Consider the following 25289-nt stretch of genomic DNA (forward strand, 5'->3'; position numbering starts at 1 on the left):
AACGGACGCTTCCTTTGTACTCACCCTCTCGGGCTTTCCTCCGGGCGCTTCCCTTCGGTCTTGCGTTTCCGACTCTATCAGACCGTTTCCGGTTCCGATTTCCTCGGTGCTTTCCAGGTTTCCGCTTTCGCGTTTCCCTTTCCGGCGACTCCGACTTTATCAGAAGTTTTCGGCCGGACTGACCGGCTGCAATTTCTCTGAATCGTCAGAAGTGGCTTCCCCGTAATCGAGTGAATCGATTGTCTCCGGAAGCAGCTAGAAACTAGCGGTTGCCACCGGACGTGTCCAGTTCTAGGCAACTGTTCGAATCTACCTCCCCGTAGGTCCCGTGTCAACAGGTCCCTTGGGGCGAAGAGGAGACTAGCAGCTCAGCGGGGCCGAACGCACATCAGGCGGCGGTCGGCACGGTCGCGCTGCGTTCGGCTTCCTCCACGTCACCCGTTTCGCCCGAGCGGGCCGCGCGTCCGCCCAGGACATAGACGTACGCGAGGAAGGCCAGTTCGGCGACGATGCCGATGCCTATTCGGGCCCAGGTGGGCAGGCCCGAGGGCGTGACGAAGCCTTCGATGGCGCCGGAGACGAACAGGACCAGGGCGAGGCCGATGGCCATGCCCAGGGCGGCGCGGCCCTCTTCGGCGAGGGCGATGCGACGGGACCGGGGGCCCGGGTCGATCAGGGTCCAACCGAGGCGCAGGCCGGTGCCGGCCGCGACGAAGACGGCGGTCAGCTCCAGCAGGCCGTGCGGAAGGATGAGGCCCAGGAAGGTGTCGAAGCGGCCGGCCGACGACATCAGGCCGATGCCGACACCCAGGTTGAGCATGTTCTGGAAGAGGATCCAGATGACGGGGAGCCCCAGGAACACCCCGAGGACCAGGCACATCGCGGCGGCCTGGGCGTTGTTCGTCCAGACCTGGGCGGCGAAGGACGCCGCCGGATGGCTGGAGTAGTAGGTCTCGTACTCTCCACCGGGACGGGTGAGCTGCCGCAGCTCGTCGGGGGCGGCGATCGAGGACTGGACCTCGGGGTGCGTGGCGATCCACCACCCCAGGAGGGCCGCGACCACCGTGGAGAGCAGGGCCGTGGGGACCCACCAGTGCCGGGAGCGGTAGACGGCGGCGGGGAACCCGTGCGTCAGGAAGCGGGTGACGTCGCGCCACGAGGCACGGCGGGTTCCCGTCACGGCACTGCGCGCGCGTGCGACGAGTTGGCTCAGGCGTCCGGTCAGCTGGGGGTCCGGGGCGCTGGACTGGATCAGGGAGAGGTGGGTGGCGGTGCGTTGGTAGAGAGTGACGAGCTCGTCGGCCTCGGCGCCGTTCAGGCGACGGCGGCGGCTCAGCAGGGCTTCGAGGCGGTCCCACTCGGCACGGTGGGTGGACACGAAGACGTCGAGGTCCATCGGTTCTGCTGCTCCTCGTCCTCTCGTACTGCGTGTCAGCTTGTCGTACCGCGGCGCGATGCGCCCTCAGCTTGGCAGACTGGCGGTTCTCGGGGCAGGTCAGGGGAAGGACGGCGCACGTGAGTGATCTGGTGACGGGCGAGGCGGTGGCGCTGGAGCTGCGCCCGGCGAAACTGCCGAGCCGGGCGCTGGCGGTGTTGCTCGACCTGATCGTGGCGATGGTCGTCTACATCCTGGTGTCCATCGTGCTGGTGATCTCCACCGCGAGCCTGGACGAGGCGGCGCAGGTCGCGGTGTCGATCGCGACGTTCCTGCTGGTGCTGGTGGGTGGGCCGATCGCCGTCGAGACGCTCAGCCACGGGCGCTCGCTCGGGAAGCTGGCCTGCGGGCTTCGGGTGGTGCGGGACGACGGCGGGCCGATCCGGTTCCGGCACGCGCTCGTGCGGGGCGCGGTGGGTGTCGTCGAGATCCTGATGACGTTGGGGGTCGTGGCGTGCATCGCGTCGCTCGTCTCGGCGCGGGGCCGGCGGGTCGGTGACGTGTTCGCGGGGACGCTGGTCGTACGGGAGCGGGTGCCCACGGGGCGCGCCTCCTTCGTGCCTCCGCCGCCGCCCTGGCTGGCGGGACGTTTCTCCGGGCTGGACCTGTCCGCCGTTCCGGACGGGCTGTGGCTCGCCGTGCGCCAGTACCTGACGCGGATGCAGCAGCTGGACCCGCAGGTCGGCTGGACCATGGCTCAGCGGCTCGCCGGGGACATCGCGGCGTGCACGGGCACTCCGGCGCCGCAGGGTGTTCCGCCGGCCGCCTATCTGGCGGCGGTGGTGCAGGAGCGGCAGGCCCGTGAGGTGCGCCGTACGTTCGGCCAGGGCGGCGGTCCCGTCGCGGCGGGTCCTGGTTTCGGTCCCGGTCCTGCCTGGCCCGGGGCGTACCCGGCGGCGGTCGGTCCGGCGCCGGTACCGGGCGGCGGTTTCGGCGCGGCCGGCCCGGCGGCGGCGAGCGCGGGACAGCCGTGGCGGCCGGGCCCCGCGCACGAGCAGCCACAGCAGGCCGTGCCCGATCACCGGCAGCCGCCGCAGTCCCCGCCGCGGCCGGTCTCGCCCGTGGCCGAGCAGCCGCGGGACGAGCGGCCCGGCGCGGAGTCCGGGCGGCCCTCGACCAACTTCGCGCCGCCGGCCTGACCAGCTCGTCCCAGGCCCGCGTCAGGAGAAGGACGACGGGGGCGTCTCCAGGTGTTCCAGCTCGATTCCGGGTGCCGCGAGGACCACGTCGCCCGCGATGTGGACGGTGTTCTGCTCGCCGGTGTCCAGGGCTGTGACCTGGTACGCGTCCACGATCAGGGGGCCGTTGTCAGTGGTGTGTGCTTCTCTCGAGATCAAGGCCCAGGACTGGTCGAGGGTGCGGGGGGCGAGGACCGGGTCGGTGAAGGCGACCAGGCGAACGCGGGTGGCGGCGGCATCGGGGGTGAGGCGCAGCAGACGTGCGGTGGCGACGAGGAACGCCGGTGAGGTGCCGGTGAAGGCGTGGGCGCGGACGTTGCCCTCGGTGGCCTCCGTGCCGGTGGGGTCGGTGCGGACCCAGGTGACGCCGTCGAGGGCCGCGCCGCGGACCTGCCAGCTCGCGGCGTGCAGTTCGAGGCGGATGGGCCGGCCCAGGTCGTCGAGGGCGAGGTCGACGGAGCCGGCGTGGTCGCCGGCGGGGGTGGTGAGCTGCGAGACGTAGCGCCAGCCGGAGGGGCCGGGCGCGCAGTGGAAGTGTTCTTCGGCGAGGGGGGTGTGATCGTGCGGATCGTGGAGCGAATAACGGCCGCGGGGCATGGGGGTCCTGGATTCTCCGGGTTCGGTCCGGCAACGGGCAGGCCCCCGGCACCGGGGTGCGGGGGCCTGCCTGGGACCTGCTGCCGGTGGGCGCGTCAGTGCACCACGCGCTCACCGTCTGCTGAGGTGTGCGCTCAGTAGCGGTAGTGGTCCGACTTGAAGGGGCCGTCGACCTCGACGCCGATGTACGCGGCCTGCTCGGGGCGGAGCTTGGTGAGCTTCACGCCGAGCGCGTCGAGGTGGAGGCGGGCGACCTTCTCGTCGAGGTGCTTCGGCAGCACGTAGACGTCGGTCGGGTACTCGTCGGGCTTGGTGAACAGCTCGATCTGGGCCAGCGTCTGGTCCGCGAACGAGTTGGACATGACGAACGACGGGTGGCCGGTCGCGTTGCCCAGGTTCAGCAGGCGGCCCTCGGAGAGGACGATGAGGACCTTGCCGTCGGGGAAGGTCCAGGTGTGGACCTGCGGCTTGACCTCGTCCTTGACGATGCCGGGGATCTGGGCGAGGCCGGCCATGTCGATCTCGTTGTCGAAGTGGCCGATGTTGCCCACGATCGCCTGGTGCTTCATCTTGGCCATGTCGGCGGCCATGATGATGTCCTTGTTGCCCGTGGTGGTGACGAAGATGTCGGCCTGCTCGACGACCTCGTCGAGGGTGGTGACCTGGTAGCCGTCCATCGCCGCCTGGAGAGCGCAGATGGGGTCGATCTCGGTGATGATCACGCGGGCGCCCTGGCCGCGCAGGGACTCCGCGCAGCCCTTGCCCACGTCGCCGTAGCCGCAGACGACGGCCGTCTTGCCGCCGATGAGGACGTCGGTGGCGCGGTTGATGCCGTCGATCAGGGAGTGGCGGCAGCCGTACTTGTTGTCGAACTTCGACTTGGTGACGGCGTCGTTCACGTTGATCGCCGGGAACAGCAGGGTGCCGTCGCGGTGCATCTCGTACAGGCGGTGGACGCCGGTCGTGGTCTCCTCGGTCACGCCGCGGATCTCCGAGGCGAGCTGGGTCCACTTCTGCGAGCCGTCGCTGATGGTGCGGTGCAGCAGTTCGAGGACGGCGCGGTGCTCCTCGGACTCGGCGGTGTCGACCGAGGGGACCTTGCCGTCCTTCTCGTACTCGACGCCCTTGTGGACGAGGAGGGTGGCGTCACCGCCGTCGTCCAGGATCATGTTCGGGCCGCCGCTGGGGGTGTTCGGCCAGGTCAGCGCCTGCTCCGTGCACCACCAGTACTCCTCCAGGGTCTCGCCCTTCCAGGCGAAGACCGGGACGCCCTGCGGGTTCTCGGGCGTGCCGTTCGGGCCGACCGCGATGGCGGCGGCGGCGTGGTCCTGGGTGGAGAAGATGTTGCAGGAGGCCCAGCGGACCTCGGCGCCCAGGGCGACCAGGGTCTCGATGAGGACGGCGGTCTGCACCGTCATGTGCAGGGAGCCGGTGACGCGGGCGCCCGCGAGGGGCTGCGTCTCGGCGTACTCCTTGCGGATGGACATGAGGCCGGGCATCTCGTGCTCGGCCAGGGTGATCTCCTTGCGGCCGAACGCGGCCAGGGAGAGATCGGCGACCTTGAAGTCCTGTCGGCTGTCGACAGTGGTCATAAGGAGCTGCTCCTCGGGATCGGGGCGAGGTGGGTAGGGCTGGTCTGCGCGGCGTCGGGCACACGCCTGCCCGAGCGGGTCACGGGCATGCCTCGGTGCGCGCAGCGCAGTCCGTCGGAGGCCCTCTCTCCCTCGGCCGGCCCTCGCGGGGCCGCCCGACCGCCATCAGCAGCGACGTCTGGCTCAGTCACCAAGCTACACCGGTGGGCCGGGCGACCCCAGTCCGCCTCCGATCACATCGGGCCGATCTCCCGGGGGCGTGGGCCTCTCGGTCGCGCCCGTCGGCGGGCGGTGCGGGCCCGCGGACGGCGTGTCCGGCGGGGATCGCCAGCCTCTGCGGGCGCGGGAGTGCCGTCCGAGGAGCGGATCACCGTCAACGGCGGGCCGCTGGAGGAGCCGTACGTGCGGGAGGGCGTCGCCGACGGGACGCATCGGCCGTACGAGGTGACGGTGCTGCCGGGGCGGTTGTTCCTGCTCGGGGACAACCGGATGAACGCCCGGGACTCGCGTTCCTTCCCGGAGGACCACGGGGGGGGGACGGTGCCCGCCGGTGCCGTACAGGCCCGGGTTCTCGACGGCCGTACGCCGCTCGTCGTGTCGGTGGTGGCGATGGTGGCGGGGCTGGTCCCGGCGCTCACCGGGCTGGGGTTCGGCATCGCCGCGCTCGTGGCCCGGCGGCGGGTGGTCCCGTCGGCGCCGCCGTGGGCCGTGCGGGTCTGAGGGGCCGGACAGGCCGGACAGGCCGGACAGGCCGGACACGGACGGGCCCGCCTGGGGTCAGGCGGGCCCGTCGTCGTGTGCGTGGCCGGGGCGTGTACCGGCCGCCGGGTCAGTGCTCGGTGACCTGCGCCGGTCCGCCGGGCGAGGCCTCGCGGTCCGGGCCCTTGGCGGCCTCGGTCTCGCTGTAGATGTCCGGCTCCAGGTAGATGACGCGGGCGATCGGGACCGCCTCGCGTACGCGGGCCTCGGCGGCGTTGATCGCGGAGGCCACCTCCGCGGCCGTCTCGTCGTGCCGGACCGCGATCTTGGCGGCGACCAGGAGCTCCTCGGGGCCGAGGTGGAGCGTGCGCATGTGGATGATGCCGGTGACGGTCTCGCCGTCGACGACGGACGCCTCGATCTTCTTGACGGCGTCCAGGCCGGCGGACTCGCCGAGCAGCAGGGACTTCGTCTCGACCGCCAGCACGAGCGCGATCAGGATGAGCAGGATGCCGATGCACAGGGTGCCGATGCCGTCCCAGACGCCGTCACCGGTGGCCAGGGCCAGGCCCACGCCGCCGAGCGCGAGGACCAGGCCGACCAGCGCGCCGAAGTCCTCCAGCAGGACGACCGGCAGCTCGGGGGCCTTGGCGTGGCGGATGAACGACTTCCAGGACTCCTTGCCGCGCAGCGGGTTGGACTCCTTGATGGCGGTGCGGAAGGAGAAGCTCTCGGCGATGATCGCGAAGACCAGCACGCCCACCGGCCAGTACCAGTGCTCCAGCTCGTGCGGGTGCTTGATCTTCTCGTAGCCCTCGTAGAGGGCGAACATGCCGCCGACCGAGAACAGGACGATCGAGACGAGGAAGGCGTAGATGTAGCGCTCGCGGCCGTAGCCGAACGGGTGCTGGGGGGTCGCCTCGCGCTGGGCCTTCTTGCCGCCGACCAGGAGCAGGGCCTGGTTGCCGGAGTCGGCGAGCGAGTGCACGGACTCGGCGAGCATCGAGGACGAGCCGCTGAAGAGGAACGCCACGAACTTCGATGCCGCGATCGCTAGGTTGGCGCCGAGTGCCGCCACGATCGCCTTGGTGCCGCCTGACGCGCTCATGTGTCCGGGGTGTCCCTTCGCCCTCTGCCAGTCACCGGGCCTTTGCCCGCCCTTTGCGATGGGCCATTGTTGCAGCCCGCCCGGACTAGTGCCCGTCAGCCCGTCGCACGAACTCGATCAGGCGATGACGGTGGCCCTGAAGACCGTTCCGGGTCCGGACACTTCGGCCTTTTCGCCCGCCGGTACGAACACGGACTCGCCCGGGGAGAGCGTGATCCCGTCCGCCCGTACCGAACCGGCCGTGCACAGCAGGATCTGCGGGGTGGGCCGGGTGAGGTCGTGTGGGGCCGTGCTCTCGGGCAGCACGTACCGGGAGAGGCGGAACTCGTCGATGGGGGTCTCGTAGACCTCCTCGCCGTCCGGGGCGGCCTCCGGGCGCAGCACGCCGGGGTCGCCCGCCTCGAAGCGGACCACGCGCAGGAGTTCGGGGACGTCGACGTGCTTGGGGGTGAGGCCGCAGCGCAGGACGTTGTCCGAGTTTGCCATGATCTCGACGCCGAGTCCTTCGAGGTAGGCGTGCGGGACGCCGGCGCCGAGGAACAGGGCCTCGCCGGGCTGCAGTCGGACGTGGTTGAGGAGCATCGCCGCGATGACGCCGGGGTCGCCCGGGTAGTGGTGGGCGATGGCCGCGTACGGGGCGTAGGAGCCGCCGAGGCGGTCGCAGGCGGCCGCGGCCTCGGTGACGGTGTGGGCCATCTCCTCGCGGTCCGCGGTGAGTACGGCCGTCAGCACCTCGCGCAGGGCGGCCTCTTCGGGGTGGGCGCGCAGCAGGTCGACGTACGGCTTGAGGGAGTCGACGTCCAGGCCGGCCAGCAGCTCGGCGGCCGCTTCGGGGGCGCGGAAGCCGCACAGGCCGTCGAACTCGGTGAGCGCGCAGATGAGTTCGGGCTTGTGGTTGGCGTCCTTGTAGTTGCGGTGGCCCGCGTCGACCGGGATGCCGCGGCTCTCCTCGTCCGCGAAGCCCGCTTTCGCCTGCGCGAGATCGGGGTGCACCTGGAGGGAGAGGGGGGCGCCGGCCGCGAGGAGCTTGAGCAGGAACGGCAGGCGGGGGCCGAACCGGGCGACGGCCGCCGGGCCGAGCTCCCTCTCGGGGTCCGCCTCGACGACCCGGTCGAGGGGGCCGCGTGGGGTGCGCGAGGGAGCGCCGGGGTGGGCGCCCATCCACATCTCCGCCTGCGGCTCCCCGGTCGGCTCGACGCCGAGCAGCCGCGGGATGGCGGTGGTCGAACCCCAGGCGTAGGGGCGGACGGTGTTGTCGAGGCGGTCCATGCTCTGTCTTCTTCTCCGTACGTACGCAGCCCGGCGGGCGCCGGCCGGGGCCTCCCCGGGCGGCGGGAGGCGTGGCTCAAGATCAGGCCCTCGAAGCGAGCGCCAGGTAAACGGCGGCGAAATCCGTGACGGCGATCAGTTCCGCGAGGGTCTCCAGTTCGCTGCCCTCCTCGGGTTCGAGTTCGCTGATGGCCGTGTCGTGGCCGAGGGCGAGTTCCCGGGCGGCGGGGGCGGCGGTGAGGCCGCCGATGGGGCGGTCCCGCAGCAGCACCACGCGTGCGTGCAGGGCCTGTTGCTCCTCGACCCGGTCGCGGAAGAAGTCGTCGGGGTCGGCGCCGGCGGCGAGTGCCCCGGCGAGCAGGACGCTGTGGGAGGCGAGGGCCTCGGGGAGTTCGGCGGTGAGGGCGGGGCGGCCCGCGAGCTCGGCGAGCGCTGCGGTGAAGCGGCGGCCGGCGGGGCCCGCCGAGACGCCTTCCGTCCAGACCACCGGGAGCGCGTCGGCCAGTTCGGCGGCGAGCGTCTTGGCGGGGTTGCCGTACGTGGCGACGGCCGGGCCGCAGCGTTCGGCGACCTGGTCGAGCCGGTCGGCGACCTTCTGGAGGGCCTCGGGCGGCGCGGAGAGCAGGCCGGTGCGGTCCAGGAGGGCGAGCAGCGGGGTGAGCAGCGCCCACAGGACTCCGGGCGCGGAGGCCGTCAGGGGCTCGGTCGGCTCGTAGGGGGCGGTGGCCATCGGGACGAACAGGCCGTGCGTGCCGTCGACCGACTCGGTCAGCGCGGAACGGGGCGGGGCGACGGCGGCGACGGTGCAGCCGCGCCGGTAGGCCTGTTCGGCGAGGAGCGAGAGGCCGGGCTCCGAGCCGTCGGGCGTGGCGATCAGGAGCAGGTCGACGGAGCCGGCCCAGCCGGGGAGTTCCCAGCGCAGCGCGCCCGCGGCGGGCGCGACGCCCACGGGGGTGAGCCGGGTGACGGGGCAGCTCGCTCCGGCGAGGGTGCCGAGGAATTCGGCGACCCCGGTGGCGGCCATGCCGGGTCCGGCGATCAGGACGCCGCGCGGGCGGCCCTCGGGCTTCAGGTCCGGGATGCCCGCCTCGGTGGCGTGCCGGACGGCGGTGCGCACCCGGGCTCCGGCCTCGGCGGCGCCGCGCAGCAGTTCGCGGCGGTCGGCGCGGGCGAGGGCTTCGGGGTCGTCGAGCAGCGTTTCGTCGAGCATGGGGCGACAGCTCCGATCACCGGTGTGGCACCGGTCCGTCGTTTTACGCGGGGCGGCGGGCCTCGTCGACGAGCAGTACGGGGATGCCGTCCCGGACGGGGTAGGCGAGGCCGCAGTCCTGGCCGGTGCAGACCAGTTCGCTCTCCTGCTCCGTGAGCGGGGCGTGGCAGGCCGGGCAGGCGAGGATCTCCAGGAGGCCGGCTTCGAGCGGCATGGGGTGTCCTTCCGAACAGGTGGATGCGGCCTGGTCAGGGTACCGCCGTGGGCAGGGGGGCGCGGGAGTGGGAGACATCTGCCCGGCGCGGGGGCGGCCCCGGCCGTCCGCCCCCGCCCGCCGCGGGTCCCGCGGGGCGGGTGACGCCCCTCCGGAGTGCCGCCCCGCGCCCTGCGGAGCCGGTGGGTCAGGCTCTGATGATCTCCAGGACCTCGTCGCGCACCTTCGCCATCGTCGCCTCGTCGCGGGCCTCCGCGTTCAGACGCAGCAGCGGTTCGGTGTTGGAGGGGCGGACGTTGAACCACCAGTCGCCGGCGGTGACGGTCAGGCCGTCCAGCTCGTCGAGGGTGACGCCCTCGCGGCCCTCGTACGCCGTCCGGATCGCGGTGAGGCGGGCCGTCTGGTCGTCCACCGTGGAGTTGATCTCGCCGGACCCGGCATAGCGGTCGTACTGGGCGACGAGGGCCGAGAGCGGGCCGTCCTGGCCGCCGAGCGCGGCGAGGACGTGCAGCGCGGCCAGCATGCCCGTGTCCGCGTTCCAGAAGTCGCGGAAGTAGTAGTGCGCGGAGTGCTCGCCGCCGAAGATCGCGCCGGTCCTGGCCATCTGCTCCTTGATGAAGGAGTGGCCGACGCGGGTGCGGACCGGCTCGCCGCCGTTCTCCCGGACGACCTCCGGCACCGACCAGGAGGTGATCAGGTTGTGGATGACCGTCCCGCCGGGGTGCTTGGCCAGCTCGCGGGAGGCGACGAGGGCGGTGATCGCGGACGGTGAGACGGGGTCGCCGTTCTCGTCCACCACGAAGCAGCGGTCGGCGTCGCCGTCGAAGGCGAGGCCGAGGTCGGCGCCCTCCTCGCGCACCCGCTTCTGCAGGTCGACGATGTTCTTCGGGTCGAGCGGGTTGGCCTCGTGGTTCGGGAACGTGCCGTCCAGCTCGAAGTACATCGGGACGAGGTCCAGGGGCAGTCCGGCGAAGACGGTGGGCACGGTGTGCCCGCCCATGCCGTTCCCCGCGTCGACGACGACCTTCAGGGGGCGGACGGAGGTCAGGTCGACCAGGCCGCGCAGGTACGCCGCGTAGTCCTCCAGTGTGTCGCGCCGGGTGATCGTCCCCGGAGCGGCCTCGGAGACGGGGGCACCCGAGTCGGCCCAGGACTCCACGAGTTCGCGGATGTCGCCGAGGCCGGTGTCCTGGCCGACGGGGGCCGCGCCCGCCCGGCACATCTTGATGCCGTTGTACCGGGCCGGGTTGTGCGACGCGGTGAACATGGCGCCGGGCAGGCCGAGGGCGCCCGAGGCGTAGTAGAGCTGGTCGGTGGAGCACAGGCCGATCTCGGTGACGTCGACGCCGAGCGCGGCGGCACCGCGGGCGAAGGCGCGCGCGAGACCGGGCGACGAGGGCCGCATGTCGTGGCCGGTCACGATCGCGTCCGCGCCGGTCACGTGCGCGAAGGCCGCCCCGAACAGCTCGGCCAGCGGCTCGTCCCACTGGTCCGGGACCACCCCGCGGACGTCGTACGCCTTCACGATCTGCGACAGATCAGCAGCCACGGCCAACCCTCCTGGATGCGAGCAGTGGCCCCCAAACTACCTGTACGGACCGGCCGTCCGGCGGGAAGGACCCGGCGGCGCGGGCACACTCGCCGGCCTGCGGTTCAGGGGGTAGCCGGCCGGGGGCCGCCGAGCCGTGCCGCACCACGGGCCGACGGTACGGAGGGGTTCATGACGTAGGCGTGCGCCGCCACGGACGTCGCGGCGAGGACGGCGAACCGCAACTCGTGGACGGTGGCGGCCCGTTCGGCGGCTTTCGCGCGCGTGCGCTCCGAGCACGGCCGCGGCGCACAGCCCGGCGAGCACGACGGATGCGTGCGGTCACGGAGGGTGACGAGTCGTGCCGAAGCTGTGAGAAACGGACTCAAGATCGTGAAGGGCGGGCGGCTCGGCCTCAGTTGTCGGGCGAGCGCAGCACCCGCAGATGGCCGCGGCGCGCGACCTCCATGGGGTCGGCCGTGCGGGCACCACCGCCGGCCTCCGCCGTGCGCTGCTGCGGACGGGCCGCCTCGCGCACCGCGTTGGCGAGCGCTTCGAGGTCGTCGCCGCTCGGACGGGAGGGGGCCGACCCGTCGGACAGCCGCACGACCTCCCAGCCGCGGGGCGCGGTGAGGCGGGCGGAGTGCTCGGCGCACAGGTCGTAGCAGTGGGGTTCGGCGTAGGTGGCGAGCGGGCCGAGGACCGCGGTCGAGTCGGCGTAGACGTACGTCAGCGTCGCGACGGCGGGACGGCCGCAAGCGGTGCGCGAACAGCGACGTACAGGGCTCACGACGTTGGACGGTACCGCACTCTTGAGCGGGCCGCGACGACTCTCCCCCAGGTCACCCCACCGTGTCGGGTTGTGAGACCGCTCACTTCGATCTCCGAACACCCCTGCCTGACCTGGGAGTACACCGTCCGGCAGCCAACGCGTCCGACGCGGAACCGGTCACCACCCGGTGCAAACCACGTCAATTGCCATGAGGCCGACGGTCGCGGAGAGATACGGAATCGAGCCCGATCTTGGCTGGAATGGTCATCCGGCGACATGCCGTGCCTTCCCCGGACAGCGCGTGGAGCCCGGCGCGCGGCTCCCGCGGGGACTACGCTTCGTCGGTGATGGACAACCCCGTACCGCCCCGCGCCGCCGCACCCGGGCCCCGCCGCCGCGACCGCCACGGCAGGGGCATGCGCGGCCCCGTCGCGCCCCCGCAGGTGCCGCTCGCCGCGAGCCGCGCCGAGGTGTTCGCGGACCTGGTGCAGGACTCCGTGGAGCGTCTGGAGCGGCGCTGGCCGCAGCTCGCCGAGATCGACTTCATGGTCCTGGAGGTGCCCCGCCTCGGGGCCGCCGGCGAGAGCTGGAACGACGAGGCGGTCCCCCTGGGCGGCACGATCCCGGCCCGGGAGGGCCACCACGCGCGTGTGGTCGTCTACCGGCGTCCGGTGGAGATCCGCACCAAGGGCCGCGACGAGCGCGCGGCCCTGGTCCACGAGGTGGTCGTGGAGCAGGTGGCGGAGATCCTCGGCCTGACCCCGGAGACGGTGGACCCCCGCTACGGCGAGGACTGAACCGGCCCCGCGGATCACCGCTTCTGCAGCACCGACAGGTCCTGCTCGGCGTGCGGCACGGCCACCGTCCCGCGGTCGTCCGGCAGGGTCTGCACGGTGAACGCCGGCACCCCCTCGACCGGGGAGGCCAGCATCCGGGAGGCGTAGACCGAGCCCCCGGAGAGCGGCTCCACCGTCAGCGCGTACGTGCCCTTGAGGCCGCTCGGGACGGGCGCGGCCACGTTCTGCGTGGTGCCGCCCTTGATCGTGAACGTCTTCGTCACCGCCTCGCCGCCCTCGCTGCCCGCCGACGCCGTGACCCTGACCTTGGCGGAACCGCCCGGGGCGGTCACGGCGAGCGTGCTGCCCTTGGCGCGGTTGTCGGCGACCGTCGCGCGGCTGCCGACCGGGGCGGTGGCCGGGATGAAGGCCGTCTCCCGCTTGTCGCCCTTGCCGCGCACCACGCGCAGGGCCGCGACCACCGGCACCGAGGAGTCGCTCGGCGACAGCACCAGGGAGCCGGCCTCCCCGCGGGTGAGGTCACCGAGGTCGACGGCGGCGGTCATGCCGGCCTTCACGTGCAGGGTCTCGTGCCCGGCCGGGGTGATCGGGCCGGACGGCGAGGCCAGCCGCACCTTGAGGTCGGCGTCGGTGTCACCGGGGGTGAAGGCGACCAGCCGCACCGACGTGGCGTCCTCGGGGATGCCGGGCAGGACGAGACCGGCCGCCGGGTCCGCGGCGGCGGGCAGCCAGTCGCCGCCGAGCTTGTCGTCGAGGGACTGGACGGCGGCGGCGACTCGGCCGCTGCGGACCGTCACGTGCACGGTCAGGTCGGTCTGCGGCTTGCCGGTGAGCGTGGACAGCAGGATCGGCTCGCTGGAGTGGGGCTGGACCGTGATGCCCTCGCCCACCGTGGACTTGAGGGCGCCGTCCTTGCCGTAGAGCTCGATGTCGGCGACCGCCGCCGAGTCGTCGGGGTTGGTCAGGTGCACGTAGTCGGTGCGGTCGTCGGCGGTGGAGGCGCCCGGGAACCAGAACTCGGTGTCCGGAGCCGTGCAGTTGGCGCCGAGCAGTCCGCGTCCGGTGCCCGCGGCCACCTCGGTGGTCTGCTGGACGGTCCACCCCGGGGCGAACCTGCCCCCGGCGGTGCCCATCAGGGCGGGCGCGTCGGCCCCGGACTCCTCGCCGGTGACCGGCTTGCCGGGCTCCTTCGGCGACAGGACCGGCTCGTCGTCCTGCTTCTTCTTCTCCTTGCCGCCCTTGGCGCCGTCCGCCGACTCCCCCGCCGCGGACCGCAGTTCGGCCCGGCCGCCGCTGCCGGTGCCCTTGGAGACGGGCGTGTAGGACGTGTACGCGGTCTCGGCGAGGTCGGAGGTGCTGGGCTGCGGGCAGAGCAGGCTGGTGCGCTCGACGGGCAGCCGGGCCGCCGACCGCGCGGTGTCGCCGCCCGCGGCGCCGGGCGCGGTGAGCGCGGCGAAGCCGGTGACGGCGGCGAGGGCGGTGGTCCCCGCGATCAGGGACACGGTGGTGCGCTTCACTGCTGGCTCCCGTCGGGGCGCTCACTGTCGGTGCCGTGCGGCGGCTGCGGCGGCCGCGGGGGCTGTGCCGGGTCGTACGCCGGGTCGTAGCCCTGGTGGTACGTCTGCTCGTAACCCGTCGTGCTCCCGTAGGCGTACGGGTCGTACTGGCCGCCCTGGTAGGGGTCGGCCTGGTACGGCTGCTCGTACGTGTCCGCCGGGTACTGCTGCGGGTTGCCCTGGTACTGCTCGGCGCCGTAGCTGCCGTAGTCGGCGCCCGCGTAGCTCGCCGCGTCCCACTCGTCGTACGGCTGCTGCTGCTGCGGGATGCCGGCCGGGACCTCCTGCGGCGCCCGGTCGGGGGCCGGGGCGGCGGGGTCGCCCTCGCCGGGGTGCTCCGCGTCGGCCTCGGCCTGCGCGCGCAGTCGGCGGGCGCGGCGGCCCTCGCCGGTCACCTCCTGGGCGGGGACGGCGAGTTCCTCCTCGGGGAGGTCGTCGTCGACGTCGCGGCGGCGGCCGGGCAGGGCCATCACCACGAGGACGACGGCGAGCGCGCCCTGCGTCCACAGCCACGCGGTGTGTCCCACGGGTGTGTCGAAGGTGACGTCGAGTCGGCCGCCGGAGGTGGGCAGTTGGAAGCCCTGGGCCCAGCCGTCGACCGTGGTGCGGGTGAGCGGCTTACCGTCCAGGGTGGCGGTCCAGCCCTCGTCGGCCGCGTCGGCGAGGCGCAGGACGCGGCCCGCCGGGCCGGCGGGCACGCTCGTGTGCACGTCGACGGGGCCGGCGGCGACGGCCTGCGGTTCACCGGACTTCGGCACCACGGCGACGCGCGAGACCTGACGGTCCACCCGCCACAGGGCGCCGCCGTCCTGCTGGCTGAGCCTGCTCAGGCCGGGCGTCGCGTCCAGGACGCGGCTGACCTCGCGGGGCGCGCCCTTGCGGACGAGGACGTAGCGCACGGCGAAGCCGCCGAGCTGGTCCGCCTGGTCGGCGCCGGAGCCGGCCACCAGGTTGGCGACGACCTTGCCGAGCTTCGCGTTCTCGCCGCCCGCGGCGGCCAGTTCGGCGTCGCCGAGGCGGGCACCGGAGCCGCGCACGAGCGTGTAGCCCACGCGCGCGGCGGTGTCGCTGTCGAGGACGAGGGTGCGGGCCTGGTCGCGGGTGCCGCTCTCCTCGGCGACGAACGCCGGCACCTGCACCGGGTCGCGCCGCTCCAGGGGCCCGTCGGCACCGCGGATCATCCAGCCGGCGCCGACGAGCAGCGGGCCGGCGGCGGCGGTGAACGCGATGAGCGCGGCCACCGGCTGACGCCAGCCGAAGCTCTGTTCGGCCACGCGGGCGCGTGCCCCGTCGGCGCCGACCACGGCGGCGCCGAGGAGGGCGATGCCGTAGACGAGGGTGGCGGGTCCGGCCCACGCCGAGCTGTTCGACAGCACGGCGAAGACGAGGGCGACCAGGGCGACGGCCCAGGCGGTGCGGGCGGCCCGCTGCCGCTCGGAGCGCATCAGGGCGGCCAGGGCGGCCAGCACGATGCCGATGAGGATCAGCCCGCCGACGGTGCCGGGGCCGCCCGGGCTAGCGCCGAGCAGGTCGAGCGCGGAGGCCGCGCCCTCGCCGTACTCCAGGCCCGCCTCCGTGAAGAAGCCGAACGGGAGCAGCGTCAGTGACCAGGGGGCGAGGACCAGCAGCGGCGTACCGAGCTGGGCCAGGAAGCGCGGACCGTAGGCGGTGATGTCCCGGCGGCGCACCGCGAGGAGGGCGAGGCCGAGGACCAGCGCGATGGGCCACACGATCGGGGTGAACGCGGTCGCGAGGGTGAGCAGCAGTGCGTACGCCCAGGTCGCCCGCCAGCTGCCGCGCGCGCCGGAGGCGTGGGCGAGGCCGGCGGCGGCGATGCCCGCCCGCGCGATGAGCGGCAGCAGCATCGCGAGGACCGCGGTGCCGATGCGGCCGCCGGCGAGCGCGCCGGTGGCGGCGGGCAGGAAGGCGTACGCGACGGAGGCCCAGGCGCGCAGCAGCCGTGACTCGACCAGGGGCCGCGAGGCGAAGTACGCGGCGAAGCCGGCCAGCGGCACGGAGCAGACGAGGAGCACGGTGACCGCGAGCCCGGTGGAACCGAGCAGCACGCTCGCGAGCATGGCGACGAGGGCCAGATAGGGCGGCGCGGACTGCGTGCCGCCGGTGCCCACCGCGTGCCAGGCGTCCAGATAGCGCGACCAGAGCCCGGAGGAGTCGGCGGGCGCGGGCAGCAGCGCGCCGCCCGCCAGCGCGCCCCCGCCGAACAGTTCGCGGCAGGCGATGAGCGAGACGAAGAGCAGGACGACGAAGAGCATCGGGCCGGGCTTGCGCGCGGCCCGCTTGAGCCGGGCGAACTGTTCGACCTCCAGGAACTCGGCGTCGTCGCCGCCGGGTCCGGACTCGACCGCGCCGCCGTGCCGTCCGGCGCCGGTGGTGACCTCGGGGTCGGAACGGCCGACGAGACTGCCCGCCGCCTGCTCGACGGTGGCCCGGACGGTGGCGCCGGGCGGCGGGAACAGCGCCCGCAGCTCGCCCTTGTCGACCTGCGGGGTGCCGCGTCTGCGGCGGCCGGCGATGATCCGCTCCGGGCGCAGCAGTGTGCCCAGGAGGCCGCGGATCTCGTCGACGGCCTGTCCGGGGGCCTTGCCGACCAGGTACGCGACCGTGCGCACCAGGGTGCCGAGGACCAGCCGGAAGAGGATCCAGGGCAGCTGCGCGGTGCGGGCGTTGACGAGGAGGGTGTAGGCGGCGCCGGCCTTGTCGACCTTGTGCGGGGAGGCGGAGGTGCGGCCCACGCAGTCGACGGTGCGGCGCTCGCGGGAGGCGGCCTCGGCGTGGCGGACGACCGCCTCGGGGGCGACGAGGACGCGGTGTCCGGCGGCCTGGGCGCGCCAGCACAGGTCGACGTCGTCCCGCATGAGGGGCAGCCGGCGGTCGAATCCGCCGAGCTCCTCGAAGACGTCACGCCGGATCAGCATGCCGGCGGTGGACACGGACAGGACGGGCCGTACGTGGTCGTGCTGGCCCTGGTCCTGCTCACGGCGGTCCAGGCCGGTCCAGCGGCGGCCGGAGTGGGCGATGGTGACGCCGACCTCCAGGAGCTGCCGCCGGTCGTACCAGCCGCGGAGCTTGGGGCCGACGACGGCCACGTCCCTGCCGAGCTCCAGCTCGTTCTCCACGACGCGCAGGAGGTGGGCCAGGGCGTCCGGCTCGGGGGCGCTGTCGTCGTGCAGCAGCCAGAGCCACTGCAGGGGTTCGCCGTGCGGCAGTTCGGGCAGGTCGTAGGCGTCGTCGCGCCAGGTGCGGGTGACGGGGTCCCAGCCGCTCGGGCGCTTCAGGTAGGGCAGGTCGTCCGGGGTGAGCACGCCGGCGGTCCGGGAGACCTCCTCGACGGCCTGGCCGAAGCCGGTGCGCCGGGCGAGGTGCAGGACCCGGTCGGCGCCGAGCGCGTCGGTGAGGAGCTGGGCGGAGTCGTCCGCGCTGCCGGTGTCGGCCGCCACCGCGCTCTGCACGGGGCGCTCCTGGCCGAGCAGCCCGGCGAGGGCCTCGGGCAGCCAGCGGGCGCCGTCGTGGGAGACGAGCACCGCGGTCACCACGTGACGCGGGAACTCGGGCGGGCGAGCCGCGTCGAACGGCGCGGCGGCAGTGTCGTAGTGGCCTGCCGTATGACTGTGCACGGACATCGAGGTACGGGCCCCGGTTCGGTGGACTGCGGTGGACGCCTGTGTCCGGCGGGGACAGCGGGACGTCTCGGACGAGGGCCCACACTAACGGCTGAGCAGCACAGCGGCCCGCCGCCTGTGGACAACCCACCTGCGACGGGCCGGACGTTACGTATCCGTACGGGAGACTCGGTGTCTTTCGGTCAGACCGCGGCCTTCTTCAGCCGCCGTCGCTCCCGTTCGGACAGGCCGCCCCAGATCCCGAATCTCTCATCGTTGGCCAGCGCGTACTCGAGGCATTCGGAGCGGACCTCACAGGCGAGGCAGACCTTCTTGGCCTCTCGGGTGGAGCCGCCCTTCTCGGGAAAGAAGGACTCGGGGTCGGTCTGGGCGCACAGCGCGCGCTCCTGCCAGCCGAGTTCCTCGTCCGCGTCGTCGACCAGCAGTTGCTCCACCAGCTCGGTCATGTGCGCCCCTCGTCCGTCTTCGCGTCCCCGTGATGCTGCCGTTACCGATTTCGGCTGAACGACACGAGTGAAATTACAAGTGTGCCGATCCGGGCCAGTCAAGCCGAGATCTGCTATTGGGCCCCTTATTCACTCTGCGGAACCAAGGCTATGCGGAAAGTGTTCAAATCGGCATAAACCCTGACACCGAGCGGGACCCGTACCGGACCTCGACCCCCGTGAAGGAGAGGACGTCCAGGAGTTCGATCTCGTTCCGGCACGAACACCGAAGCGAACATGATCACAGTTGGATCACGAGAACGCGGCGAGGTTTGTGCTCCCGGTTGTGCGCCATGTGTCCGGAGATCCGGGTGAACAAACCTTTCGCCTTTCGGTTGGACCGGATGAGGTGAAACATCTCCCACATGGCGGACACGAAGTTGACAGTCGAGGTGTGAGCCGATCTCCTAGTGGGCATGCTCGCGAACTTGGCACTCACCTCGACCCGGACCGCCGGGTCGCTCGGTGCTGCCCGCGCTCGTTGTAGCTGTTGCTGTCCCGGCTGTTGAGCCCACCGCGCTCCGGCCGCCTCGCCTCGTCGAGGTGACTGTCCGCCCCCACCCGGGCACCCCCGCCGTCCGCGATCCGGACGGAAACCGTCTGCGACACCCCAGCACTCTCCCGCCGAGGAACCACCGCACCCATGAACAGCGACAGCGACCTCCAGATCGCCGGCGACATCCTCGAAGTCCCGCACCTGCTCCAGCCGCCGCGCGAGCACCCCGTCACCGTGGCCGAGTTCGCCGGACTCGCCCGGACCATCGCCGGCGACCGCTCCCAGTGGGAGCACCTCGTCCGCTACGACGCCACCACCCGCTGGTACCACCGGCTGCGCACCGGCCCCGGGTACGAGGTGTGGCTCCTGTCCTGGGTGCCGGGCCAGGGCAGCGGACTGCACGACCACGGCCGCTCCTCCGGCGTACTCACGGTCCTGGAGGGCGCCCTCACCGAGCGCACCGAGCGCGGCACGCGCGCGTTGGGCGCGGGCGCGCAGCGGGTCTTCGCCCCCGGCTACGTCCACGAGGTGGTCAACGACACGCTGGAGCCGGCCATAAGCCTGCACATCTACTACCCGGGGCTCACCGAGATGCCGATGCACGGCGTCCAGTGCGCCGCGGGCGCCGCGCACGACGCGGAGGATGTGGTGACCGCCTGACGGATTGTCGGCCGCGCCTGCCAGACTGAACCCCATGCGCATTGTGGTTCTGGCAGGCGGCATCGGTGGTGCCCGGTTCCTGCGCGGTCTGAAGCGGGCCGCCCCGGACGCGGACATCACGGTCATCGGCAACACCGGGGACGACATCCACCTCTTCGGGCTGAAGGTCTGCCCGGACCTCGACACGGTGATGTACACGCTCGGCGGCGGCATCAACGAGGAGCAGGGCTGGGGGCGTGCCGACGAGACCTTCCACCTCAAGGAGGAGCTCGCCGCGTACGGGGTCGGTCCCGAGTGGTTCGGGCTCGGCGACCGCGACTTCGCGACGCACATCGTGCGGACCCAGATGATGGGCGCGGGCTACTCGCTCAGCGCCGTCACCGAGGCTCTGTGCGACCGCTGGCAGCCGGGCGTGCGCCTGATCCCCATGTCCGACGACCGCGTGGAGACCCACGTCGCCGTCGAGGTCGACGGCGAGCGCAAGGCCATCCACTTCCAGGAGTACTGGGTGCGGCTGCGGGCCTCCGTGGAGGCGCAGGCCGTGGTGCCGGTCGGCGCGGAGCAGGCGAAGCCCGCGCCCGGGGTGCTGGAGGCCATCGCCGAGGCCGACGTGGTGCTCTTCCCGCCGTCCAACCCCGTGGTGTCCATCGGCACGATCCTCGCCGTGCCCGGCATCCGCGAGGCGATCGCCGACGCGGGCGTGCCCGTGGTCGGCCTCTCCCCCATCGTCGGGGACGCGCCCGTGCGGGGCATGGCCGACAAGGTGCTCGCCGCGGTGGGCGTCGAGTCGACGGCCGCGGCGGTCGCCGAGCACTACGGGTCGGGCCTGCTCGACGGCTGGCTCGTCGACACGGTGGACGCCTCGGCCGTGGAGCGGGTGGAGTCGGCGGGCATCCGCTGCCGGGCCGTACCGCTGCTGATGTCCGACCTGGAGGCCACCGAGCAGATGGCCCGCGAGGCGCTGACGCTGGCGGAGGAGGTGCGGGGCGCTTGAGCGGCCTGTCCACGGGCGGTACGGCGGACGGCACGGCTCCCGGTTACCGGGTGTGGGCCGTGCCCGGGCTCCCGGAGATCCAGCGGGGCGACGACCTCGCCAAGCTCATCGCGGCGGCCGAGCCCTCGCTCGCCGACGGTGACGTGCTCCTCGTCACCTCGAAGATCGTCTCCAAGGCCGAGGGCAGGACGGTCGAGGCGGCCGACCGCGAGGCCGCCATCGACGCCGAGACGGTCCGCGTCGTGGCGCGCCGCGGCGCCCTGCGCATCGTCGAGAACCGGCAGGGGCTTGTGATGGCCGCCGCCGGGGTCGACGCCTCGAACACACCGTCCGGCACCGTGCTGCTGCTGCCCGAGGACGCCGACGCCTCCGCGCGCGCCCTGCGCGACGGACTGCGGGACGCCCTCGGGGTCGACGTCGGCGTCGTCGTCACCGACACCTTCGGGCGGCCCTGGCGCACCGGACTCACCGACGTCGCCATCGGAGCCGCGGGCGTCCGGGTGCTGGACGACCTGCGCGGGGGCACGGACGCGTACGGCAACCCGCTGAGCGCGACCGTCGTCGCCACCGCCGACGAGCTGGCCGCGGCCGGTGACCTGGTCAAGGGCAAGGCCGCCGGGCTCCCCGTCGCCGTGGTGCGCGGGCTGGCGCACGTGGTGGCGGAGGACGACGGCGCGGGGACCCGGGCCCTGGTGCGCGGCGCCCGCGACGACATGTTCCGGCTCGGCACCTCCGAGGCCGTACGGGAGGCGGTGACGCAGCGGCGGACCGTGCGGGCCTTCACCGACGAACCCGTGGACCCCGGTGCCGTCCGGCGCGCGGTGGCCGCGGCGGTGACCGCGCCCGCGCCGCACCACACCACCCCCTGGCGGTTCGTGCTGCTGGAGTCCGAGGAGTCCCGCACGCGCCTGCTGGACGCCATGCGGGACGCGTGGATCGCGGACCTGCGGCGGGACGGCAAGTCGGAGGAGTCCGTCGCCAAGCGGGTGCGGCGCGGCGACGTGCTGCGCCGGGCCCCGTACCTGGTCGTGCCGTGCCTGGTCATGGACGGCTCCCACACCTACGGCGATCCGCGGCGGGACGGCGCCGAGCGCGAGATGTTCGTCGTCGCGGCCGGCGCGGGCGTGCAGAACTTCCTCGTCGCGCTCGCCGGGGAGCGGCTGGGCTCCGCGTGGGTGTCCTCGACCATGTTCTGCCGCGATGTCGTCCGGGAGGTGCTGGAGCTGCCCGAGGGCTGGGACCCGATGGGCGCCGTGGCCGTCGGGCACCCGGCCGAGGAGCCGAAGCCGCGCCCCGCGCGGGACGCCGCCGCGTTCGTCGAGGTCCGCTGAGCCGGGCGCGGCAGGGGCGGCCCGGGGTGCGCCGGGCGGACGGGCCTGCGTGCGCCGCGAGCGCCCTACGGGGCGGGCCGGGCGGAGTCGTCCCGTCCGGGTCCGCGGAGCGCCTACCCTCGTAGGGCACACCGAGCACCCCTAGGACCTCACCCGTGGCCGGACGTTTCACCCCCGGACCGACGCGCACCACCGTGCGCGGCGGCCATGTCGCCGTGCCCGGCGGTGTACCGCACCCCGCGGCCGCGCCCGGCCGCCGCCGGACCTGGACACCGCCGGAACCAATCAACCTCGGGCTGGTGCTCGGCCCGCTGCGCCGGGGACCCGGCGACCCGACCTTCCGTACGACACCCGACGGCTCCGTGTGGCGGGCCACCCTGACGCCCGCCGGCCCCGGGACCCTGCGCGTGGCGCTGCGGGCCGGGGTCGCCGAGGCGGAGGCATGGGGGCCGGGAGCCGAGTGGCTGCTGGAGCAGCTCCCCGAGCTGCTCGGCGCGGCGGACGACCCGGCCGCCTTCCAACCGCGCCACCGGCTGGTCGCGCTGGCCCGGCACCGCCGCCCCGGACTGCGGCTGACCCGCACCGGCCTGGTGCTGGAGTCGCTGATCCCGTCGATCCTGGAGCAGAAGGTCACCACGGACGAGGCGTACCGGGCGTGGCGGCTGCTCGTCCGGAGGTTCGGCGAGCCGGCGCCGGGCCCCGCGGCCGGGCGGATGCACGTCATGCCGGCGCCGCGCACCTGGGCGCTGATCCCCTCCTGGGAGTGGCACCGGGCCGGCGTCGACGACAAGCGGGCGTCGACGATCCTGCGCGCGGTGTGGGTGGCGCGGCGGCTGGAGGAGGCCGTGGGCTTCGACCCGGTGAAGGCGCAGGCCAGGCTGGAGCTGATCCCCGGGATCGGGCCGTGGACCTCCGCGGAGGTGGTGCAGCGCAGCCACGGTGCGGCGGACTCGGTGACGGTCGGGGACCTGCACCTGCCCCGGATCGTGGGGTACGCGCTGGCCGGCGACCGGGACGCGGACGACGAGGTCATGCTGTCGCTGCTGGAGCCGTACGCGGGCCAGCGGCACCGTGCGGCCCGGTTCATCCTGCTGTCGGGCCGCACGCCGCCGCGAAGGGTGCCGAAGATGCCCGTGTGGGACATCGGCCGGCTGTAGGCGGCTACTGGTCCGAGGAGAAGCGGACCGCGCCCGCCGGGATGCGGGCGTCGCACCACACCCGGACGCCCTCGCGCAGTTCGTTGTCGGCGCCGATCGTCGCGCCGTCGCCGACGACCGTGCCGGTCAGGACGGAGCGCGTGCCGATGCGGGACCGCGCGCCGATCAGGGAGTCCGTGATGACCGCCCCCGGCTCGACCACTGCGCCCTCCAGGACCGTGCTGCCGGTGATGCGGGCGCCCTCACCGACGAACGCGCCCTCGCCGACCACCGTGCCGCCGGTCAGCTTGGCGTCCTCGGCGACGGACGCGGTGGGCAGGACCAGGCGGTCGCCGCAGCGGCCGGGCACCGCCGGGGAGGGGGCGCGGCCGAGGACGAGGTCCGCGGAGCCGCGCACGAACGCCTGCGGAGTACCCAGGTCCAGCCAGTAGGTCGAGTCCACCATGCCCTGGAGGTGGGCGCCGGTGGCCAGCAGCTCCGGGAAGGTCTCGCGCTCGACCGAGACCGGGCGGCCCGCCGGGATGGTGTCGATGACCGAGCGGCGGAAGACGTACGCCCCCGCGTTGATCTGGTCGGTGACGATCTCCTCGGGGGTCTGCGGCTTCTCCAGGAAGGCCGTCACCCGGCCGGTCGCGTCCGTGGGCACCAGGCCGTACGCCCGCGGGTCCTCCACCCGGGTCAGGTGCAGGGAGACGTCCGCGCCCGAGGTCTCGTGGGTGCGGACCAGGGCCGGGATGTCCAGGCCGGTAAGGATGTCGCCGTTGAAGATCAGGACCGGGTCGTCGGGGCCGGAGTGCAGGCGCGAGGCCACGTTGCGGATGGCTCCGCCGGTGCCGAGGGGCTCCTCCTCGGTGACGTACTCGAGGTGGAGGCCGAGCGCCGAGCCGTCGCCGAAGCAGGGCTCGAAGACCTCGGCCAGGTACGAGGTCGCCAGGACGACGTGCTCCACGCCCGCCGCCCTCGCCCGCGCCAGCTGGTGCGTCAGGAAGGGGACCCCGGCCGCCGGGACCATCGGCTTGGGGGTGTGCACCGTGAGCGGACGCAGCCGGGTGCCTCTGCCGCCGACCAGGAGGATCGCTTCTGTCACCTGTCGTCTCTGCTTCCTGCCGGGACCGGCCGAACTGTCTTTCGGCCGGCCAGTGTATGCAGACCGTCCGACGGCCCGTCCGACGGCCGCCGCCCTCGCCTTACGGGGTCTCCGCCCCTCATCGGCCCTGGTAGCGGGCCGCCGTGGAGCGGGCCGTGCCGAGCTTGGTGTAGAGACGGCGTCCCGGACATTCGGTGGCGAACCCGTCGCGATGGCCGGAGATCACGTTCAGTCGTACGTTCTTACCTTTTCGGTAGAGATTGCCACCGCCGGACTTCAGGTATGTCTTGCCGCGCGGATTGGCCCCGAACAGGCCCAGCTTCCAGGCCGTGAGCTTCGCGACGGCCTTCACCGCGGCGCCGGAGGGCTTCGCGGAGCCGAAGCTGCCGAGGACGGCGATCCCCATGCTGTTGCTGTTGAACCCGAGCGTGTGCGCGCCCATGACGGGCTTCGCCACGCCCCCGGCGCGGCCTTCGTAGATGTTTCCGCACTTGTCGACGAGGAAGTTGTAGCCGATGTCGCGCCAGCCACTGCTCCTGACGTGGTAGCGGTAGATGCTGCGGATGACCGAAGGGGCCTGTGAGCAGCTGTAGTTGTTGCCCGAGGCGGTGTGGTGCACGAAGGCCGCCTTGACCTTCTTCGTGTACACGAAGCCCCGCTCGCGCAGGTTCTCGTCGGCACCCCAGCCGCGGCGCGTGACGATGCGCGGGCGCGGGCCGATGTACGGCTGTACGCGCCGCTCGTCCCGCCCGTCGCCCAGGGCGCTCCGCTCACCGGTCCGTACGGCCCGGACCTCTCCGCGTCCGAGCCGCCCGTGGCCGACCTGCCCGGCCAGGAACTCGGCGACGGTCTGCCGCCTGGACAGCTCCGGGAACTGGGTGGCGGAGGCGCGGGGCGCGTCCACCGGTGCGCGCGTCGGGGGTGCCGCGCCGGGGTCGACCAGTTCGAGGTGCAGTCCCCGGGGGAACGGCGACTCGTCGGAGCCGGGGCTGCGGTCGTCGGCCTCGGCCTGCACCCGCACCTCGACGCCGTTCGAGTTGCCCACCCACAGTGGCGCCGTGGCCCCGCGCACCCGTCCCGAGGCGCGCTCCGCGGTGTCGGGGTCCGCCGCGTGCTCGTGGTTGTGCGTCTCGACGTCCTGCCAGCCGGACCAGCGGCCGCTGCCGGCGGCCCGGGTGCGGACCTGGACCCGGCCGAACAGCTCGGTGTCCGGGTCGTCCCAGATGACACCGACCAGCGAGAACGGCCGTACGTCCCGTCGCAGCAGCCCCTGTTGGGGCACGGCGGCCCCGGCCGCGCGGTCGGCGGGGAGCGGGGCGAGGGGGAGGGACTGGGTGCTGCCGGGCAGGGCCGCCCCCGCCGGGACGGCGGCCGGGGCCGCCGGTGGAGCGGACGAGGCCGAGGCGGGCAGGGCCCCCGGAAGGGCCAGGGCGGCCGCGCACGTGACACCGATCGAGGAAGCAAGAAATCCACGCATGCGAAT

22 protein-coding genes are annotated in these 25289 nt (G+C 73.3%); 8 read left to right on the forward strand and 14 right to left on the reverse strand.

Going from position 1 to position 25289, the window contains the following annotated elements; translation table 11 throughout:
- The coding region (locus ACZ4VA_RS23095; RefSeq protein ID WP_355794799.1) for a hypothetical protein at nt 1-201 on the forward strand (201 nt) is incomplete at its 5' end.
- Nucleotides 202-388: 187 nt separating this feature from the next.
- Here the strand turns inward: ACZ4VA_RS23095 and ACZ4VA_RS23100 are convergent.
- Complete coding sequence (locus ACZ4VA_RS23100) at nt 389-1396, reverse strand: stage II sporulation protein M (protein ID WP_355794797.1); 1008 nt, start codon at nt 1394-1396, stop codon at nt 389-391.
- Between the two features lie 119 nt (nt 1397-1515).
- Here ACZ4VA_RS23100 and ACZ4VA_RS23105 point away from each other — a divergent pair, with 119 nt between their 5' ends.
- Entirely contained in the window at nt 1516-2574 is a 1059-nt protein-coding gene (locus tag ACZ4VA_RS23105; protein WP_452923974.1) for an RDD family protein, read from the forward strand.
- Between the two features lie 21 nt (nt 2575-2595).
- Here ACZ4VA_RS23105 and ACZ4VA_RS23110 read toward each other — a convergent pair whose 3' ends face one another.
- Both ACZ4VA_RS23110 and ahcY read right to left on the reverse strand, forming a co-directional pair.
- Nucleotides 2596-3210: a hypothetical protein gene (locus ACZ4VA_RS23110; RefSeq protein ID WP_452923976.1), complete on the reverse strand. Its 615-nt coding sequence runs from the start codon at nt 3208-3210 to the stop codon at nt 2596-2598.
- Between the two features lie 134 nt (nt 3211-3344).
- On the reverse strand, nt 3345-4802 hold the full coding sequence (gene ahcY, locus ACZ4VA_RS23115) for an adenosylhomocysteinase (RefSeq protein ID WP_355784279.1): 1458 nt from the start codon (nt 4800-4802) through the stop codon (nt 3345-3347).
- A 348-nt stretch (nt 4803-5150) separates the two neighbouring features.
- Between ahcY and ACZ4VA_RS23120 the strand changes: the two genes are divergently transcribed.
- A complete protein-coding gene (locus ACZ4VA_RS23120) occupies nt 5151-5522 on the forward strand; it encodes a S26 family signal peptidase (protein ID WP_468082449.1) in 372 nt (123 codons plus the stop codon).
- A gap of 109 nt (nt 5523-5631) precedes the next feature.
- On the opposite strand, the gene ACZ4VA_RS23125 is transcribed toward ACZ4VA_RS23120, so the two are convergent.
- From ACZ4VA_RS23125 to ACZ4VA_RS23150, 6 genes are all read right to left on the reverse strand, one after another.
- The gene (locus ACZ4VA_RS23125) at nt 5632-6609 is read right to left on the reverse strand and encodes a cation diffusion facilitator family transporter (RefSeq protein ID WP_356239603.1); all 978 of its coding nucleotides are present in this window, start codon (nt 6607-6609) and stop codon (nt 5632-5634) included.
- A 117-nt stretch (nt 6610-6726) separates the two neighbouring features.
- Nucleotides 6727-7878 carry a mannose-6-phosphate isomerase, class I gene (gene manA, locus ACZ4VA_RS23130; RefSeq protein ID WP_389390752.1) on the reverse strand — a complete coding sequence of 384 codons (1152 nt, stop codon included), beginning with the start codon at nt 7876-7878 and terminating at the stop codon, nt 6727-6729.
- An 82-nt stretch (nt 7879-7960) separates the two neighbouring features.
- Nucleotides 7961-9088, reverse strand: coding sequence for an SIS domain-containing protein (locus ACZ4VA_RS23135; protein WP_355784288.1), 1128 nt, complete (start codon nt 9086-9088; stop codon nt 7961-7963).
- Between the two features lie 43 nt (nt 9089-9131).
- Nucleotides 9132-9302, reverse strand: coding sequence for a Trm112 family protein (locus ACZ4VA_RS23140; RefSeq protein WP_121402559.1), 171 nt, complete (start codon nt 9300-9302; stop codon nt 9132-9134).
- Between the two features lie 187 nt (nt 9303-9489).
- Nucleotides 9490-10851 (reverse strand): phosphomannomutase/phosphoglucomutase, encoded by a 1362-nt coding sequence (locus ACZ4VA_RS23145; protein ID WP_468082450.1) that lies wholly within the window; start codon nt 10849-10851, stop codon nt 9490-9492.
- 394 nt (nt 10852-11245) lie between these two features.
- Complete coding sequence (locus tag ACZ4VA_RS23150; protein WP_356173093.1) at nt 11246-11620, reverse strand: DUF3499 domain-containing protein; 375 nt, start codon at nt 11618-11620, stop codon at nt 11246-11248.
- A gap of 329 nt (nt 11621-11949) precedes the next feature.
- Between ACZ4VA_RS23150 and ACZ4VA_RS23155 the strand changes: the two genes are divergently transcribed.
- On the forward strand, nt 11950-12399 hold the full coding sequence (locus ACZ4VA_RS23155; protein ID WP_355790641.1) for a metallopeptidase family protein: 450 nt from the start codon (nt 11950-11952) through the stop codon (nt 12397-12399).
- Nucleotides 12400-12413: 14 nt separating this feature from the next.
- Here the strand turns inward: ACZ4VA_RS23155 and ACZ4VA_RS23160 are convergent, their stop codons facing one another.
- The 3 genes from ACZ4VA_RS23160 to ACZ4VA_RS23170 form a co-directional block, all read right to left on the reverse strand.
- Nucleotides 12414-13916: a DUF5719 family protein gene (locus tag ACZ4VA_RS23160; RefSeq protein ID WP_356173091.1), complete on the reverse strand. Its 1503-nt coding sequence runs from the start codon at nt 13914-13916 to the stop codon at nt 12414-12416.
- Complete coding sequence (locus ACZ4VA_RS23165) at nt 13913-17596, reverse strand: glycosyltransferase (protein ID WP_468082451.1); 3684 nt, start codon at nt 17594-17596, stop codon at nt 13913-13915. The genes ACZ4VA_RS23160 and ACZ4VA_RS23165 overlap by 4 nt, the downstream gene beginning before the upstream one ends.
- A gap of 182 nt (nt 17597-17778) precedes the next feature.
- Nucleotides 17779-18042, reverse strand: a complete 264-nt coding sequence (locus tag ACZ4VA_RS23170) for a WhiB family transcriptional regulator (protein WP_030377564.1) — start codon at nt 18040-18042, stop codon at nt 17779-17781.
- A gap of 682 nt (nt 18043-18724) precedes the next feature.
- On the opposite strand from ACZ4VA_RS23170, the gene ACZ4VA_RS23175 reads away from it, so the two are divergent.
- From ACZ4VA_RS23175 to ACZ4VA_RS23190, 4 genes are all read left to right on the forward strand, one after another.
- Nucleotides 18725-19237: a cysteine dioxygenase gene (locus ACZ4VA_RS23175; protein ID WP_355787147.1), complete on the forward strand. Its 513-nt coding sequence runs from the start codon at nt 18725-18727 to the stop codon at nt 19235-19237.
- A gap of 34 nt (nt 19238-19271) precedes the next feature.
- On the forward strand, nt 19272-20231 hold the full coding sequence (gene cofD / locus ACZ4VA_RS23180) for a 2-phospho-L-lactate transferase (RefSeq protein ID WP_355787144.1): 960 nt from the start codon (nt 19272-19274) through the stop codon (nt 20229-20231).
- A complete protein-coding gene (locus tag ACZ4VA_RS23185; RefSeq protein ID WP_468082452.1) occupies nt 20228-21562 on the forward strand; it encodes a coenzyme F420-0:L-glutamate ligase in 1335 nt (444 codons plus the stop codon). Before cofD ends, ACZ4VA_RS23185 begins: the two co-directional genes overlap by 4 nt.
- A gap of 155 nt (nt 21563-21717) precedes the next feature.
- Nucleotides 21718-22719 (forward strand): DNA-3-methyladenine glycosylase family protein, encoded by a 1002-nt coding sequence (locus ACZ4VA_RS23190; protein ID WP_468082453.1) that lies wholly within the window; start codon nt 21718-21720, stop codon nt 22717-22719.
- A gap of 4 nt (nt 22720-22723) precedes the next feature.
- Here ACZ4VA_RS23190 and manB read toward each other — a convergent pair whose 3' ends face one another.
- Nucleotides 22724-23806 carry a mannose-1-phosphate guanylyltransferase gene (gene manB / locus ACZ4VA_RS23195; RefSeq protein WP_355786830.1) on the reverse strand — a complete coding sequence of 361 codons (1083 nt, stop codon included), beginning with the start codon at nt 23804-23806 and terminating at the stop codon, nt 22724-22726.
- A 118-nt stretch (nt 23807-23924) separates the two neighbouring features.
- The gene (locus tag ACZ4VA_RS23200; protein WP_468082454.1) at nt 23925-25283 is read right to left on the reverse strand and encodes a peptidoglycan recognition protein family protein; all 1359 of its coding nucleotides are present in this window, start codon (nt 25281-25283) and stop codon (nt 23925-23927) included.
- Between the last annotated feature and the right edge of the window lie 6 nt (nt 25284-25289).

The sequence above is a fragment of the Streptomyces sp. NPDC028308 genome (genome assembly GCF_055565855.1).

Excerpts from the sequence above, each read along its gene's own strand:
- ACZ4VA_RS23100 (WP_355794797.1), bottom strand. The coding sequence starts at position 1,396 with ATGGACCTCGACGTCTTCGTGTCCACCCACCGTGCCGAGTGGGACCGC.
- ACZ4VA_RS23110 (WP_452923976.1), bottom strand. The coding sequence starts at position 3,210 with ATGCCCCGCGGCCGTTATTCGCTCCACGATCCGCACGATCACACCCCC.
- ahcY (WP_355784279.1), bottom strand. The coding sequence starts at position 4,802 with ATGACCACTGTCGACAGCCGACAGGACTTCAAGGTCGCCGATCTCTCC.
- ACZ4VA_RS23125 (WP_356239603.1), bottom strand. The coding sequence starts at position 6,609 with ATGAGCGCGTCAGGCGGCACCAAGGCGATCGTGGCGGCACTCGGCGCC.
- manA (WP_389390752.1), bottom strand. The coding sequence starts at position 7,878 with ATGGACCGCCTCGACAACACCGTCCGCCCCTACGCCTGGGGTTCGACC.
- ACZ4VA_RS23135 (WP_355784288.1), bottom strand. The coding sequence starts at position 9,088 with ATGCTCGACGAAACGCTGCTCGACGACCCCGAAGCCCTCGCCCGCGCC.
- ACZ4VA_RS23140 (WP_121402559.1), bottom strand. The coding sequence starts at position 9,302 with ATGCCGCTCGAAGCCGGCCTCCTGGAGATCCTCGCCTGCCCGGCCTGC.
- ACZ4VA_RS23155 (WP_355790641.1), top strand. The coding sequence starts at position 11,950 with ATGGACAACCCCGTACCGCCCCGCGCCGCCGCACCCGGGCCCCGCCGC.
- ACZ4VA_RS23165 (WP_468082451.1), bottom strand. The coding sequence starts at position 17,596 with ATGTCCGTGCACAGTCATACGGCAGGCCACTACGACACTGCCGCCGCG.
- ACZ4VA_RS23170 (WP_030377564.1), bottom strand. The coding sequence starts at position 18,042 with ATGACCGAGCTGGTGGAGCAACTGCTGGTCGACGACGCGGACGAGGAA.
- ACZ4VA_RS23175 (WP_355787147.1), top strand. The coding sequence starts at position 18,725 with ATGAACAGCGACAGCGACCTCCAGATCGCCGGCGACATCCTCGAAGTC.
- cofD (WP_355787144.1), top strand. The coding sequence starts at position 19,272 with ATGCGCATTGTGGTTCTGGCAGGCGGCATCGGTGGTGCCCGGTTCCTG.
- ACZ4VA_RS23200 (WP_468082454.1), bottom strand. The coding sequence starts at position 25,283 with ATGCGTGGATTTCTTGCTTCCTCGATCGGTGTCACGTGCGCGGCCGCC.